We start from the raw sequence: 16668 nt of genomic DNA, 5'->3' as shown, positions 1-16668 counted from the left end.
ATTAAATTACGGCAACGCTTCGCCACCTAAACAAATAAATCCGTTTATTTGCTCAGGAATATTGATATTTAGACTAAAGATTTAAGTGTTAATTATATTCAAATTCTACTGTTTTAAATTTTTCAAGAAAACTATAGTAAGAATATTTAATCTTTTCTTTCTTCAGCTTTTCATTTTCATTATTATATTGAAAAAGAAAAAGACGGAAATGCAAGTTTGTAGTTTTTCGTAAAAGACTTATGATATAAGAATCTAAAATATTTATCTCATTGCGTTCAAAAAGTGAAATGAACAATGTTATCTTTTTTTCATGTTTATAAGTTAATTTATAAAATATATCTCTTTTTAAAACATTCGAATAATACCCTCTATTGAATGAATTATTAATTGTAAAGACTTCGATATATATTTCACTTAAAATAGAAAGTAATAATCCTCCTTTAGATATAAAAATATTTAGAATAATTGCCGAATCAATGTTTAAATGTTTCGATAAATGCGCAATGTCAAAATTTAAAAATCCACTTTCTAGAAAAAGCTTTTCAGCACATTCTATAATTTCCTGTTTAAGTTTTTTTGTGGTCATTACAATGCTATTTTACCAAAAAATCCAATCTTTATATCAGCTAAAATCTTTTATCTATTTCATAGGCCATTTTCAAAAAAAATAAAACCTATCTTTAAATTATATTCTAAGCAAAATAATCAATGCTTTACTGAGATTTTATTGCAAAATTATTGACTAAAAAGTCAAAACACAAGGTAATAAAGAATCCAAAAATGGTAAAAAAAGAACATGAATAGTTCTCATAAAAAATTAAATATGATAATATATTAATTGGTAATTATATAATTAAATTTATCAAGCCAATTTTTATAGACTTTTTTAGGATAAGTAGAAGCCTTCTGCCTCTTTACACTAATATTTTGCATTAAGCAAATGATACTACCAAGTGATAAATCTCACATTAAATCTCCGTAACGAGATTTGAAAGCCCTTTAAAAAGTGTTAAATTCGCAACTTCAATCAAACTAACCGTAAAACTCAACACGAACAGATGAAGAAATTCTACTCCGGTGCATGTGTTCTATGCTATGATACATTAGTTGTTTTAGCTACATCAAGGGAAAATGAAGTTTTTCCTATTGATCGAATTAGTAAACTAGGAGCATTTAAATATAAAAACAATAAAGTTATTATAGCAGAATCTTATAACCCAAAATATAACATTATTAAAGAAAAGAATGCTCTTGATAATGATTTTATAAAGGATAAAAAAAGTAGAGGATCATTTGACGAGGATGTTCAATACGGATATATTTATAAAATGATAACTCCTAACAATATCAGTTTAATAAAGAAAGGAGAACTTAAAGAATTTTTTATTAAATAAACAAAAAATCCCGGATTAACGGGATTTTAATTTTTGATATCTAAAGTTATTTTATCTCTACAGGAACGGAGATTTTATCCCAATCCATTGTGAATCCATTATTGTTTATTTTATAAACTAAGGTTTCCTGTGTTGCTGGTAAAGCTTTTGTTTTTACATCAACACGTAAAGCATCTTTAGCTTGTTCATATTTATAAGCGCCCCATTGTTTTGGCTCTTTGTTAAAAATCGCAGTCCAGGTTCCGCTTTCTTTAGGAATTAAGAAAAAGCTGTACTTACCTGCAGAAAGTGGTTTACCCTGAACGGTAATGTCTTTATCCGTTTCGAAAGTAGTTGCTTCATTGGCACCCGCACGCCAAACTTTATCATAGGCTTCCAAACCGCCCCAGATTGTACGCCCTTTAACAGAAGGACTGCTATAGGCTATTGTAATGGTTGCATCTTTAATTTTTCCCGTTGCAGTAGCTGCAGGGCTGGCAGGTTTTTTAGCCTCCTGTGCAAAGGCATTTACTGAAATCGTCATTGCAGCAAAAAGCACGGTAGCAGATTTAATCATTGTTTTCATAATATTTTTTTGTTTGTTGTTCGTTTACGAATTTACTCCTTTCTGCTTATAAAACAATAAACCGATTGCCGAAAATATAATGACTGCCGCTGCCCCAATCACGTTAAGCCAAAGGAAAGAAACGATGTCGAAGTTATAAACGGCAATAACCGCAATTTCTGATAATATTGCAGAAATAAATACATTTGAACCGGTGATTTTTTTATAGTAAAATGCAACAAGAAAAATCCCCAATATTGGACCGTAGAAAAGAGAGCCTAATACATTAACCGCTTCAATGAGGGAACCCATTTGAGTGGCAAACATGGCTACGCCAATTGAGAAAATCCCCCAAGCCAAAGTGTGCAGGCGACTGTATTTCAATTCGGTTGCATCATCAGGAATTTCTTTTCTGAATATCAAATGAACATCTTTTAATGAGCAGGCAGCAAGAGAATTTAACGCTGCGGAAATTGAACCCCAGCTGGCCAGAAAAATGACAGCAAACAGTAAACCGATCATCCCCACAGGCAAGGTATTTTTCACGAAATACAGGAAAATATAATTGGTATCCGTTTTCTCCGCATTATAGTTTGAATTATTAATAGCTTCCTCTACCCTTCCGTGAAGAGCTTTTACCTGGATTTGTGTGTTTTTGAAATCCTGAATTGTTTTTTTAAGTTGGGGAGAATGAATTTCTTTTAACTTTAAAATTTCTTTCGATTCTGCATTAAATTTTGCTTGCAAATCCTGATGCTCTTTTTCAAAAACCGCAGCCTGTTCAGGTTTTGTTTCCTTTAAATGTTGATAAGAGCGTTCGTTAAAATAAATCGGAGCCGGTTTCAGAGAAAAGAATGCGAAAAGCAAGGCACCGATCAGGAGAATAGCAAACTGCATCGGAATTTTGACCAATCCGTTCAACAGCAAACCCATTTTTGCATTGGTATTGTCTTTCGCCGTAATATACCTTCCGACCTGGCTCTGGTCTGTACCGAAATAAGAAAGTGCCAGAAAAAAACCGCCAATCAACCCACTCCAGATATTGTATTTATCTTTCCAATCGAATTCTGTGGTGATTACATTGAGCTTTCCGGATTTCCCCGCCAGATACAGTGCATCTTTAAAACCAATTCCATTCGGCATATTTTGAATAAGCAAATAACCTGCAAAAGCCATGGTTCCAAGAATAATGAGAAACTGTAATTTTTGGGTGTGAGCAATAGCTTTTGCTCCGCCAACATAGGTGTAAATCAACAGAATACCGCCTGTTAAAACATTGGTTAAATAAATATTCCAGTTTAAAACGCTTGATAAAATGATACTCGGAGCGTAAATGCTGATTCCTGTTGATAAGCCTCTGGAAAAAAGAAAAAGAAGTGAAGTGAGTACCCTTGTTTTTTTATCAAAACGGTTTTCTAAATATTCGTAGGCAGTATAAACATTTAAGCGCTGAAAAATCGGAATGAAAGTGATACAGATCACAATCATCGCCAAAGGCAAACCAAAGTAATACTGAACGAAACGCATCCCGTCTGTATAAGCCTGGCCCGGTGCTGACAGAAATGTAATAGCACTTGCCTGCGTAGCCATAATACCTATAAGCACAATGTACCAGGGCATTTTATTATCTGCTTTCAGGTATGATTCATTGCTTTTTTGGCCACGACCGATGAATACGCCGTAAACAACCACTGCAACAAGTGTAAAAATGAGAACGGTCCAATCTATATTACTCATGCCCAGAATTTAGTAAACAAATAATAAAATGCGATCTGCAATACTAATGCAACGGCTAATAGTATATACCAGGTATTCCAATTTTTAAGTTGTTTGTTCATCAGTTTTTCTGTGCAGATAAAAAGTTTAAAAATAAACGTGCCGCCCCAACATTTCCTACAGGCAGCTGTCTGAAAAATGCCAATGGTGTATAAACAAAATTACCTTTCCCGTATTTGGCATATAAAGTTGATCCCTGCAAAGGCTTTTCATCGGTATCGTGCATTTCAAAAAGCGGTTCATACGCTGTATCCCATTGATCAGGGAAATAGGCGCCACGCTCCTGTACCCAACCTTTAAAATCATCTGCAGTAATTTTGTTCGGAAAGTTCAGTAATTTATGATTTGGATTTAAAAACGTAACTGCAGCATTTTCTTCAGTAACACGCTTATTGGCAATACTGAAATTATACATCCCCAATTGGTTAACTGTTGTATCCTGATTGGTGTTATACTGCATCACCACATTACCCCCGGCTTTTACATATGACCATAAAAAAGGCATCCAGCGACCCAACTTCTTCTCTGTGTTATTGGCACGAACACCAAGTACGATGGCATCATATTGTGACAGCTTGTTCTGACTGCTGTTTCCGCCAGATTCATCTAGGTTGCCATAAAAATCTTCGTCTTTCAGGACATCTACCTGAATACCTGCAATGCGTAGGAACTCAGGAATGAAATCGCCCGCACCTTCTATGTAACCCACTTTTTTAACCTTCGTCTGAATATCACCTTTCATTACGGTTACAGTTGCAGGCGCAAAATATTGTAAGGAAGGTAAATGCGGGTACTGAATTAATACTTGTTTTTTATAATAAGTTACTCCATCTGCAAGATAATTTGCATCCAATTGCAAACGAGTCGAATTGATTGAGGCAAGCTTAGTTTTTGGAATAACGTAATCGATGGTAAAATCTTTCCCATTGATTGAATTTACATCAGCACCGCCTAATCGTTCTCCGTTGTACATCAGGTTTAGAATACCTTTATTATTGTACTGTTTGTTAGAATTAACCTTAACATTTAAACTCAAATGTAAATCTTCATTTTCTTTGACCCAATAAAGTGGTTGTGTAAATTTCAGTTCCAGTGCAGGAACAATGCGCAAGGCTTCAACCACATCACCGCGCACCGGGTCTAATTTCTTGAAAGATAAAGGAAGTTTAACCTGAAACTTTTCCGAACCGATTTTTAAACCAAGCAAAACATTCAGTGGTGGTTCTGCCTCTGGCAAACCGATTAAAGTATCATTCGGAACAGAGAAAGTTGCCGCGTTCGTAGCTGGTTTTGCCAACCAGTAAGGTTCTGTGAGTGCTGCATCTGCAGGAATCTGAATTTCCTGTTCAATGGTAATTAAAGAATCTTTTGATAGTTTTCTGTTGAAGCTGTCTGACTTACTTAACCATTTTACATCTTCTAAAACAACAGGATTTACAGCTCTTGAAATCAGATTTAATCTGAAATTGTAATGATCTCCGGCAACAGCCTCAGCCTGATTGGTAACCACCTCGCCCATAAACCCGGCACAGCTTAAAATAATATTGTCAAGAGATTTAATTTTATCCTTTTTTATATCTATATCTTTTAACACCATGACCTTTTTTCGCAAAGCAAGCAAAGCAGGCAAGCTAAGGTCCGGATTATTGAAATTGAAAGCGGAAATAATTTTATCCAATGATTGGTCGATATCAGCGTTTCCTTTTGCGGTCCAGGTTTTAACTACTCCATCAAAAAGTGTTGCTTTTGCAGGTTCACCAATGACGTGGGCAAAATATTCGGTTCTGATTCCGGCTACAGACTGTGTTCCTGCACCCTGGCTTTTATGCAAACTTCTGCTTAATCCTGCCAATTCACCATAGCCCATTCCCAGTTGCGCATCATATTGCCCAACGGTAACTTTCAGTTGATTTTCAGCTGTCGTATTGATCCCACCAAATCGGAAAGTATTCCACAAAACACGTTTTGGCTGCCATACATTAACATATTTTAGCTGATTTGGAAAAGCCGTTTTATCGCCTGCCAGCTTAAAAGCTTTTTCTGCAACGACGGCCGAAGCTGCATGTTGCCCGTGGCCTGCCGCAGCAGTAGGAGGAAAACGACAAATGATCACATCAGGACGGAATTTACGGATTACCCAAACTACATCAGCGATAATGCTGTCTTCATTCCATTGTTTAAAGGTGTCGGTCGTATTTTTAGAAAACCCGAAATCAATTGCACGGGTAAAAAACTGTTGGGCGCCGTCTAATTTTCTTGCCTCTAAAAGCTCATGCGTTCTGATTAAACCCAATGCAGCACCTTGATCTGTGCCTAATAAATTCTGACCACCATCACCTCTGGTTAAAGACAAATAGCCCGTTTCTACATTTTGGTCGTTGATTAACCAGGAGAGTAATCCTGTATTTTCATCATCGGGATGAGCCGCAAGGTATAAAACTTTAGGCAGGTGTTTCAATGTTTTGAGTTCGCGGTAAATTTCAGATGATTTTGAGGGCCGAACCTGTTGGGCCGAACAAAAAACCGTATAAAAGCTAAGGATAAATACAGTGATTACTTTTTTGAACATTTAAATTTGCTTTTCGAGGCAAATATAAGTAAATCGTTTTTCTTTCAACCTTAAAAGAAAAGCAATGAGCAACTCCAAACATTCTAGTATATTCTTCGTAAAATCTTTGTGTGAAAAAAGACAAAGCAAACTAAAGATCAACTATGTTAACTTCGATTCTTTTTAGGCTATGATATACTAAATGTACCAGCTAGTTTTTGTTAGGGAGTTTGTATCATACTATGTAATAAATAATGGGCAGAATTTTCGGCAGCAATTTCATTGACGATGTTTGCTATTTCGGTGACATAAATTCTTACCTGTTTAATATTTAATTGCAGCGTCTCTCCACCGGCATCACCAATAAATGATTGGGGCTCCGGTCAGCCGAACAAGATTAAACTGTGAAATACAAAAGAAGATATGTAAACTAATTCATATAAATTTTTCTAGCAATTATTTGATTCTTAAGGAATCACTTTTTATTTTCATATCATTCGTCTTTTTAGTTTCGTCTTCTTCTATATCACAAGGCATACAAGCTGTAAAACTCAGTAAGCATAATGCGGCTAAAAGTGTTGTTTTCATACTATTAAAATTTATGTTTAATATAATTTCAAGTTACAAAAGATAGAATCTGAACTCTTGCTAAAAATATCACTAAAGTTTATATCAATTTTATGAGTGAAATCATAATTGAGCCTTAAAATTGAATTTATCAAAAATATTTTTGCAAATAAATGTAATTCAGTTATTTCTTCAACGCCCTTCATTACAATCTTTCTTTATATAAAGCGAACAGCAGATAATAGTATTTATCTGCTGCTTTTATTACAATGTATTTTTCCGTTCGTACCAGGAAACGCTGTATAACTCTTTCTTAGCTATAAATTTCTCTTGTAAATAGGTTATGGGCTAAACAAAATGATATAAGAATACCACCTCTCCACTATACGCGGGTTTTGCCTGGCCTTTAATAACAAGAACAGCTTCCACCACCACTTTGGTTGTCCCTCTTAAATTGGCTATGGAAATAAGTTTAGCTTTGAGTTGAACTTCGCTATCCACAACAACAGCCTGGCCGAATTTAAAAGATTTAATGCCATAATTTATTTCCATCTTCAAATTACGGATGTCTGCAATCTGTTTCCACAAATATGGAATTAAAGATAATGTTAAATACCCGTGGGCAATAGTAGCCTTAAACGGGCCCTCATTTTCCGCTTTTTCCTTATCTACATGAATCCATTGATGATCCAAAGTCGCATCAGCAAATTTATTTATTTGCTGCTGGTCAATTTTATGCCAGTTTGAAACGCCTAACTCCTTACCTAAATATGACTTATACTCCTCGTAATTATTGATTACCAACATATCTGTGTGCTTATCTATTAAGAACTATTTTAATGCCTGCTTTATAGCAAAGCCTTTAATACTATAAAACTGTTCCATTAAGCTCAAAGCATCAATTATGCCACTTAATCCTCTTAATTGATTAATCAGAAAACCGGTTAAAATCAAAATGTAGATATGGACGTTTTTCAGAAGATAAAAGATGAAATTAATTAGGTGGTGACACAATTTACCAGATATGCATTAAATGAAAATATAATAAATTAACAATTAATACGTTATATAAGTATACAATCCGGTAATGTGCCGGAAAACTTAATATTTCTCCTTATTCCAACACCCGATTTTACTACATCTGTTTGTTCGCGTTAGGTAGATCAAACATAATATCTCATGTCACAAAAAGTAAAATTCCCATCAGCTTCCGGCTCCCTTTTTTATGCAACCATCAGGAGCAGAGTAGATCAATTTTTTAATCAACATCAATTAAGTCAACATGCCAATGCCCGCATGTGGGGAAAGACAGTATTTTTCCTGACAGGGTTCACCGGGATTTACCTTATAATTATTTCAGGCCTGTTGCCTAACTGGATACTCTTGCCGCTTGCCGCACTTTTGGGTATGTTTAGTGCCTTTGTAGGCTTCAATGTTTGCCATGATGCTATACATGGTTCGCTCTCCGGTAATAAGAAAGTGAACAAACTGTTCGGGTTTATTTTTAATCTGATCGGCGCCAATCCATACGTTTGGAGCATCACTCACAATGTGGTTCACCACACGTATACAAATATTCCTGGGCATGATGAGGATATCGAGGTAGCGCCGGGATTGATCCGGATTGCTGAAGAAGACGAAGTGAATCCAATTCAGCGATACCAGCATTGGTATGCCTTTCCGCTGTACAGCCTGGCCTCTCTTTCATGGGTATTCCGTAAGGATTATGTGAAGTTTTTCCAGAAAAAAATCGGCGCGCATCAAAACAAGCACCCTAAATTAGAATATTTCAATTTATTTTTCTATAAAGCACTTTATTACTTCCTGTTTATTGTATTGCCACTATTGGTGCTGGATATAAGCTGGTGGCAGTTTCTGATCGGCTTTCTGCTTTTACATATTGCGGAAGGGCTAACGATGGGACTGGTTTTTCAGCTGGCCCATGTTGTTGAGGGCACCAATTTCCCTGTGCCTAACGAAACCGGGCAGATGGAAGAAGCCTGGGCAGAGCACCAAATGCATACAACAGCAAATTTTGCAACACACAACAAGCTCGCAGCATTTTTTCTCGGTGGACTTAACAGGCAGATTGAGCATCATCTGTTTCCTAAAGTCTGCCATATTCACTATGGTGAGATCTCCGTTATTGTTAAGATGACCGCCCTGGAGTTCAATTTGCCGTACATTGAGAATAAGAGCTTTTTATCCGCGCTGCGCTCGCATTTTCTAACCCTTAAAAAATTTGGCAGAGAAGCAACCGTCAATTAATCAAAATATGCCTGCTAACTTTTGCACCAATGGAGTCAAAATTTTAGACCTCTAGTCTGATTTAAAAAAAATCAAACTCTGTATCGGACCAGCTTAACAAATTCATAATTTTAATGTTTATAGTTGTTATAAAAATTAAAAAAGCCTCGTAAGGATTATCCTGTAATCCAAATTTGCATCTCCATTATTGGTAACATTTATTACATCTGCTGAAGGCATTGTTAATGTATAGCTAAGCGCTCCAACAGTGCCTCCTGCGCAATTTGGTACTCCAGACCAGGTTACTGAGGTAGTAAACCTGTTTATTTCAGTAAATACAGGGCCTTTAGAAGTAGTATCCGTATTCAGAAGCCCATCAATTCCTTTAATTGAAAAAGCATTATTAAGAGTATTACTGGTTATATAATATTCTGCCACAGCAGTACGTCCACAAGCATTCCCGACAGAAACGACAGCCTTGTATACTCCCACATTAGGAATCCCTACAATCAAAGCGCCTGTACTTCCCGATGTTACATTAACAGTATTGTTAAGTACGGTTCCATATACATTGTTCACAGCCTTATTCAAAACACCATTTGCATCTGAATATACCGGTGTAATAATGGCAGCACCAGCCGCCACATCCATTGTCCTTATTCTGGCAGTACCCGCAATATCTAAAGTATTGGTTGGGGAATTTGTCGCAATACCTATATTACCTGAGCTTAAATCCATGGCAAAATCACTTCCTCCAGCAATACGGGAAATGATAAATACGCCATTATTTCCATTAAAATTTGGATTTATACCCATTACCGCCTGTTTTACTCCAGTGGTTCCTGTTGTCCTTAAAATTGACAGTATGGAATTGTTAACTATAGGATTTTCTATCAGAAATCCCGTGTTTGTAGCTTCACCACCTCCAATAGCTGTGGCTGTTCCCCGGTTTAATATATGGAGATTTGATGATGGGGTGAGATTACCTATTCCAACTCTTCCTATTGAATTCACAATGAAATCATTGGCTATCTGTGTGTCATTTGGGCTACCTGCTGTAGGATTATCTTTTGCACCGTCTATATGGAAGGCTGCCTGAGGATTTGGCGTATTGATCCCTACCTGTGAAAATGTAATAATATAAAAGAACATTATTACTAAAGTCATTACATTTTTTTTCATTTTTAAAATTTTTAAATGGTGTGATTTGAGTTATTTAACAATCAAATTTACTAAAAAGCAATCAACATAAAGTTAAATTAACATAAAATCAATAAAAAAAATATATCTATAAAAATACTACATCTTTAGTCCGGAAAAAATGTAGTATTTTTATTTTCAACTTCTTATTAATTTACTGCCACAGCATAAATTGCATTTTCAGACCATGTTCCTCCGACAGCAGATAATCCAGCTCCTGTCACAGTACTACTGGCTTGAGTATTCCCAACAATATATTTATAATTTTTAGTTGTTCCTGATGCATTATTAATCTGTATAGTACCTGTAGCAACATTATATTTTTGCCCTCCGCTAAATGGTCCTTCCAGCTGAAAACTCATTAATGTAGGTCTTATGACATCCGGAGATTGAATACCTGTCTGCCCGATGGTTGTCAGATTGTTTTCTGAGAAAGTACTTCTTATGAATATCCAGTCATTTGCTGTGATGGTTCCGCGTGGTATTATTAATAACGAAATGGTAACCATCCATTTTCCCGGAGGTAAAGTAATGGATGAACCTGTGTATCTAAACTCAGAAAATTGAGAGAAAGGAATATCATATCCTGCTCCTAATGTTCCTACAGCGACATTTGACTTTGCCAACTGCCATGTGGCTACTCCATTGGCATCAGAAGTTAAGATCTTATTAGCTCCTTGTGTTCCATCGGCAATTCTTAGAGCTCCATTTGTTGTGGAACGAACATCCAGTACATTTGTGGGTGTTGTTGTACCAATACCTACCCTACCATTTTTATTTAAAGTCATTAATGGATCACCTGTAGTATTAGCCCCTGCAAAAAGCTGTAATACATTGGTTGCATTTCCCAATCCGTAGAAATCATCACCTGCTGCACTGTTCCATAGGGCTAATTTCTTTCCGCTACCCGAGCCTAAATCTAATCGGTTTTGAGGTGTCGTTGTTCCCATACCAATCCTATTGTTAGCTGCATCTACTGAAAAGGTACTTCCATCTACTGAAAAATGATTCGTACCTGAAGTGGCGCTGTTTGTAAATGCCAGGTTATTGCCTCCCTGTGCCACAGTACGTGAGCCGGTAAGAGTACCGTTTGAATTGTAAATATTCGTATCTGCAGCTGCAGGAAGATCTTTCCAGGTTCCCACTCCGCTGGCATCGGATGTTAAGACCTTGCCACTACCTTGGGTACCATCTGCAATTTTCACTGCTCCGTTTGATGTAGAGCGGATATCAAGAAGGTTGGTAGGGGCTGCTATTCCTATACCTATATTTCCTGCATCCGTTACGGTCATTATTTCTGTATTATTTGAGTTGTTAATTCTCAACGCTTTAGTTGAAGAGGTATTTCCTTTACTTTGTATATCTAGCGAAGCTTTTGGTGTAGGAGTATTAATGCCTACCTGAGAAAAGGCTAAGCTTGAGAAGAGGATACCTGCTAAAATTGTTATTTTTTTCATTTGCTTAATTTGTTAAATGTTTAAATTTTTTCTTGTGTGTATTTAGAATCGTAACTCGAAAATGTGACCGGTCTGAAATTTTTCTCATTGTTCGAATTGAGTACTGCAAACTTACAGCCGTCAAACAAAAAAAAACCTACATCAAAGTCACTTCATTTTGTAACTTTTTTAAAATCAACAATTTAACAAACAAACAAAGTATCATTGAAGTAATAACGAAAAGTGAATTATTTTTCTTTTTACGGAAGAAAACAGATTAAAAGACGTTCATTATAAATATTCATCCATATTGTGAGGCTAAAAAATATGACTTTATATCAAATGCACTTTACTCACTATTATTAGTTTCAATCAGCAGAAAAGCTTCCAGGAAATAATATGTCTTCAATAAGAACTTTCATATCTGTTCATAAACTTTAAAAGATTCTTTAAGAGCAGAAAACTATTTTTTAAATTTAAATTTTTCGCATGCTGAGCTTTATTATCATTCTAAAGGCTAGAATTATAATAACTACTCCCAATTTTAATGGGAACGCCCACAAACAGGCCCAGAAAAACCGGTAAATTATCTGGACTTTAAAACCTACAGGATCAGTATTCAGATTATAGGTAATCCAAGCAGAGGGTTTTCCCTGGTGATAATCACTAAAGATTCCCATCCTGTAACCATTGAGTATTATATTCATTTCTTTATACAGATTCATTGCACACCATATTGAAAGCAACCCCCCAATAGCTATAAAAGAAAAGAATAAGACGACATATAAAAACATTGTCTGTTTGTCTTTTATTACATTGTTTTTCAACACATTATATATGCTCCGATTCGGATTTAAGAAAAGAAAAAGAAGTCTGGCTTCCAAGAGGGCTAAGAAAAATGAAAGATAAAGAAGAGAAACATTGCTGGTATAAAAAAGAGAGCTGAACAAAAATAAAATAAAAAAAATAATTATAGTAACGGTCAGAGTTAAGCCTACTCTATTTGAGCAATTCGTATTTTTTTTCATTATTAAATTTTAAGTAATTATTTTTAATTTCAAGATTTATCCGGGCCTGTTTCAACCAGCAGATATAATGTCATCAGGCCTTAGTAGCTTCATCTGATAGAAAATGAGTTCATCGTAAAACAGAATTGAAATATCGTTTCCATTAAATATTTAAAGAATAGGGAACTATTTAAGCTAAAAGCAGGGATCATTACAATCCCCGCCTCTAAACACAAACATTTCAAACACATAGAATGAAAAAAAATTATTTCCTGATAAAGCTATTGATATTAGAGTAAAAACATATCACTTCAAATATACATCTGAACACAGTGAATTAATTATCAGTATAATATAAAAAAAATGAAGTGCTTTTGAAGTGCGGCGAGAGGCTTAGTATTTTAAATGTTTACTGCATTTCCTGGGAACCCAGATTATTCTCTCCGGTCACAGCATAAAAAATTATAAAATGAGAATACTACCAAATATACTTCACATAATAAAGAATTAAATGTCAATATTTTATCCAGCGTCTGAAGTATCTTTGAAGTCTGTTTTCAAAGATTTTATTAGAAATATTTCTTCTATTTAATTAGCTGATGTTATTTTTTTTATATTTAGCCATCAAATTCATGAAAAATATCCTCCTGCAAATGGTTTTCAAAAATATATTCCTTACTCTTAGAATTAAAATAATATACCTCGCTTTTATTTTCCCTTTTGTGCTCCTTGGAGCTCAGGATTATTCTTTTCTGCCGGAACCTCTAAAAACAACAACCGTATATAAAAGTAAAGGGGATTTTGAAGGGGCTCTAAAATTTAATACTAAAGCGCTTAAACAATATGAAGAAAGTGGAGACACAAGGGGAATTATTTTGGTATATATCAATATTGGAAGCTTATTATGTAATTTTGCCAAGTATAAAGAAAGCTTAGAATATCTTGATAAAGCAAAGAAAGAACTGAGCAAGGTCAAAAATGCACCATTTCTTACGGGAATCTTATATAATGAATATGGCAGAAATTATATCCGGTTAGGATTATTTGAGCAAGCCAATGCGGCCTTAAATAAAGCAGGATATTATATCAGAAAGCTTACAAATGATAAACAGAGAAATTATCTTTTGCTTAATAATTATTCATGGAAGCATGCTAGTTTTCTTAAAAATAAAAAGACTGATTCTCTGCAGGCTATAGGAAAAAAATTACGGACTGAAATGCCGGGAGCATACTCCTACACAAGGGTTGCTGACGATTTTATTGCAAAAAAAAAGCATTTGGACTCTGCAGAGTATTATATGAATAAGGCTGTCCTCAGTTTTAATGCCGCCAATTTTACAGAAAAAGGAATTGCATTATTCAGTTATGGAGACCTTTATAATGTAAAAGGAGATCAGAAAAAGGCTTTGGAATATTATCTGAAAGCAGAAAATATATTCCAACAAATTAAAAATAAACCTTCTTTACTTACTGTTTATGATACTATTTCCAGTGTTTATAAATCTCTTAATGAGGTTGAAAAATCAAATGACTACCTACGAAAGTATACTTTTTTAAATGACAGCCTTGATAAAAACGAAAAGGAAGCTGTAAATCTGGCTGTTATTAACCTGATTGAGCTGAAGAATGAAGAAAAAGGAAAAGAAAGAAAGATGTTTTACTTTATAGTCCTGGCCATTATCATATCATTTGCTTTGTTATTATACTTTATCAGAAAAGTCTATTTAAAAAAACAATTGAACAAGGATAAACTTATTGAAAAAAAGACCATTGAAACCGATGTTCTTAAATTAAAGGTAAATGATTCTTTTGATGAAATTATTCAGCTGATGGAAAGCAGAAGCCCTTTATTCTTGACCCGTTTTAAAGAAGTATACCCTGAATTCTATGAAAAGCTGATAAACCATGCCCCCGAACTCACAGAACACGATATAAAATTCAGTGCTTATCTCAGACTCAACCTTACAAACAAAGAAATCTGCCAATATGAAAATATCAGCTTAAGAGGGGTTGAAACTAAAAGATACCGCCTGAAGAAAAAATTGCAGCTTGCTAAGGAGACGGATCTTCAAAAATGGATCTTAGAATTATAGAAAAATATGCACAGGTTTAGGAAAATCTGTACATATTTTTATTTATAATCAATGAATTAACTTATTCTTATTTACAATTTTCATTGTTATAATTAAATTGTAAATAGGTTAAACATTATCCTGAAACTTTCAGCTGTTCCACAAAATAAGAAGGTGTAAAACCTGTCTGCTGTTTAAAAGCATTGACAAAAACCCTTGGTGTAACATACCCGCACTCTTCTGCCAAATAGGCTATTTTATATTCCCTATAGATTGGATTTTCATAAAGATTCTTAATGATATAGTTGATACGAAGCTCATTAATGTAGCTTGTGAAGTTATGATTCTTATAGGTTTTTATCACTTCTGAAAGATATTTTGGATTGGTAGCAAGGCTATTGGCCATCCAGGTAAGACTCAAATCCTTCCGAAGATACTTCTTTGAGGTCTCAAATTTTTCAAGCTTAAGAAGTAGGACCTTTACTGTTTCATCTGTAATCGTGATAGAGGATTTTATTTCATTGCTTTTGTTATTCTTTTCCGAGGCGGGTTCTATTTTATTGATCTCGTTTTCACGGTGTATTTTAGCAATCAGATCTTCATACTTTTTATGAATAATCTTATGACTTCTTCTTCGGTATATCAACATTCCTCCGGTAATAAGGATAAGAGTAACAGAAGAAATAACAGCAATGCTCTTAATCTTTTTCTCGCCATTGATTTTAGTGTCTGAAATCATCTTTTTGACAGGAGCTTCCACGGCTTGCTTTTCAACGGAATTAATACTGTCATTCAATTTTGAAAAAAGATCAAGGTATTTTTGAGAGGTTACATTATCACCAATTCCCAGATAAGATTTTGCCAATACCATATATCCTACTCTCCGGTTATAAGGCATGCTGTTGGACTTCTCCAAAGCCAGCATATTCTCTCCATATTCTATTGCTTTCCTGTAATCTTTTTTCATCTGATAAAACTCCTGAAGAGCCTGATATAAATCTATTTCTGTATCCGGATTTATTTCCCCTTTAACTAAATCAAGCTGTTTTAAAGCTTCCGTAAAATAAAATTCAGACAGCTTGACATTCCTTTCTTTGTTTTTGGAATCCCTGTAGTGAATTCCCAGATTCATATTTACATATATCAACATATCAACCTTTTTCTTTAAAGGAACGTCTTTACTATTATCACTTACTTTCAAAATCTCTGTCCTGCTTTTTCCCAGGTAATACAAAACCTTTTTATCTGACCGTCCCTGAAAATACGGGGTCATATTATAATACACAAAAGACATCTGATAATGTCTCTTATCAGTTTCAGAAATCAGTTCTGCATATTTCAATGCGGCTTCATACTCCTTTAGGCTCTCATCATATAGACCCAGATTTTCATATAAGGTTGCTCTTGTACAATATAAAGTAGATAATATTTTATAATTTTTCTGATGAACTGCCAGATCTCTGACTTGGTTTGATATTATCAAAGCTTTTTTATAATCATACAATTGGGAATAGACCAACATTATATTTTGAATCGTATTCAATTCTCCTTTTTCACACCCTACTGACTTGGCGAGACCATTAGCCTTTTGAAGCAATCTGAGAGCTTCTTTACTTTTTCCGTTGCTGTTAAGAGAAATTGCCTGATCTATTAATTGATCTATCTGCTTATTTTCAGGGCATAAAATTGTTTCCGCATTTGCCATGGAGAAAAAAAGAAAAAACAACAAAGAGATAAAAACAGTGTACAATCTTTGAAAAAACTGATTACCGCCTTTCCAAACAGGGTAAGATATCCGCAAAGATAATTTTTTAGACATAAAATTATATTTTATAGTGAGTTATTAGCTTTCAATACACTGACAATCAAAATATTAA

General features: G+C 34.8%; 12 protein-coding genes. 3 read left to right on the top strand and 9 right to left on the bottom strand.

Annotation, left to right across the window (positions count from 1 at the left end; all coding sequences use genetic code 11):
* Nucleotides 1–88 precede the first annotated feature (88 nt).
* Nucleotides 89–586 carry a hypothetical protein gene (locus J2T03_RS00430; RefSeq protein WP_306846109.1) on the bottom strand — a complete coding sequence of 166 codons (498 nt, stop codon included), beginning with the start codon at nucleotides 584–586 and terminating at the stop codon, nucleotides 89–91.
* A 472-nt stretch (nucleotides 587–1058) separates the two neighbouring features.
* On the opposite strand from J2T03_RS00430, the gene J2T03_RS00425 reads away from it, so the two are divergent.
* Nucleotides 1059–1394 (top strand): hypothetical protein, encoded by a 336-nt coding sequence (locus J2T03_RS00425; RefSeq protein ID WP_307208806.1) that lies wholly within the window; start codon nucleotides 1059–1061, stop codon nucleotides 1392–1394.
* A 46-nt stretch (nucleotides 1395–1440) separates the two neighbouring features.
* On the opposite strand, the gene J2T03_RS00420 is transcribed toward J2T03_RS00425, so the two are convergent.
* From J2T03_RS00420 to J2T03_RS00400, 5 genes are all read right to left on the bottom strand, one after another.
* Nucleotides 1441–1959 carry a DUF2911 domain-containing protein gene (locus J2T03_RS00420; RefSeq protein WP_307208805.1) on the bottom strand — a complete coding sequence of 173 codons (519 nt, stop codon included), beginning with the start codon at nucleotides 1957–1959 and terminating at the stop codon, nucleotides 1441–1443.
* Nucleotides 1960–1983: 24 nt separating this feature from the next.
* Nucleotides 1984–3675, bottom strand: a complete 1692-nt coding sequence (locus J2T03_RS00415) for a sodium:solute symporter (protein ID WP_307208804.1) — start codon at nucleotides 3673–3675, stop codon at nucleotides 1984–1986.
* A 100-nt stretch (nucleotides 3676–3775) separates the two neighbouring features.
* Complete coding sequence (locus tag J2T03_RS00410) at nucleotides 3776–6283, bottom strand: PIG-L family deacetylase (protein WP_307208803.1); 2508 nt, start codon at nucleotides 6281–6283, stop codon at nucleotides 3776–3778.
* A 435-nt stretch (nucleotides 6284–6718) separates the two neighbouring features.
* Entirely contained in the window at nucleotides 6719–6850 is a 132-nt protein-coding gene (locus J2T03_RS00405) for a hypothetical protein (RefSeq protein ID WP_306846230.1), read from the bottom strand.
* Nucleotides 6851–7177: 327 nt separating this feature from the next.
* Complete coding sequence (locus J2T03_RS00400; RefSeq protein WP_306846231.1) at nucleotides 7178–7636, bottom strand: MaoC family dehydratase; 459 nt, start codon at nucleotides 7634–7636, stop codon at nucleotides 7178–7180.
* Nucleotides 7637–8008: 372 nt separating this feature from the next.
* On the opposite strand from J2T03_RS00400, the gene J2T03_RS00395 reads away from it, so the two are divergent.
* Entirely contained in the window at nucleotides 8009–9097 is a 1089-nt protein-coding gene (locus J2T03_RS00395) for a fatty acid desaturase family protein (RefSeq protein WP_307208802.1), read from the top strand.
* Between the two features lie 135 nt (nucleotides 9098–9232).
* Here the strand turns inward: J2T03_RS00395 and J2T03_RS00390 are convergent, their stop codons facing one another.
* Nucleotides 9233–10258, bottom strand: coding sequence for a hypothetical protein (locus tag J2T03_RS00390; protein ID WP_307208801.1), 1026 nt, complete (start codon nucleotides 10256–10258; stop codon nucleotides 9233–9235).
* A gap of 167 nt (nucleotides 10259–10425) precedes the next feature.
* Nucleotides 10426–11733, bottom strand: a complete 1308-nt coding sequence (locus tag J2T03_RS00385) for a hypothetical protein (RefSeq protein WP_307208800.1) — start codon at nucleotides 11731–11733, stop codon at nucleotides 10426–10428.
* Between the two features lie 1618 nt (nucleotides 11734–13351).
* Between J2T03_RS00385 and J2T03_RS00380 the strand changes: the two genes are divergently transcribed.
* Nucleotides 13352–14812: a tetratricopeptide repeat protein gene (locus J2T03_RS00380; RefSeq protein WP_307208799.1), complete on the top strand. Its 1461-nt coding sequence runs from the start codon at nucleotides 13352–13354 to the stop codon at nucleotides 14810–14812.
* Between the two features lie 115 nt (nucleotides 14813–14927).
* Here J2T03_RS00380 and J2T03_RS00375 read toward each other — a convergent pair whose 3' ends face one another.
* Entirely contained in the window at nucleotides 14928–16496 is a 1569-nt protein-coding gene (locus J2T03_RS00375; RefSeq protein ID WP_306846236.1) for a helix-turn-helix domain-containing protein, read from the bottom strand.
* Nucleotides 16497–16668: the final 172 nt, after the last annotated feature.

It is taken from the genome of Chryseobacterium lathyri (assembly GCF_030812195.1).
Taxonomy (GTDB): domain Bacteria; phylum Bacteroidota; class Bacteroidia; order Flavobacteriales; family Weeksellaceae; genus Chryseobacterium; species Chryseobacterium lathyri_A.
This window is presented reverse-complemented; position numbering and strand designations above follow the sequence as displayed.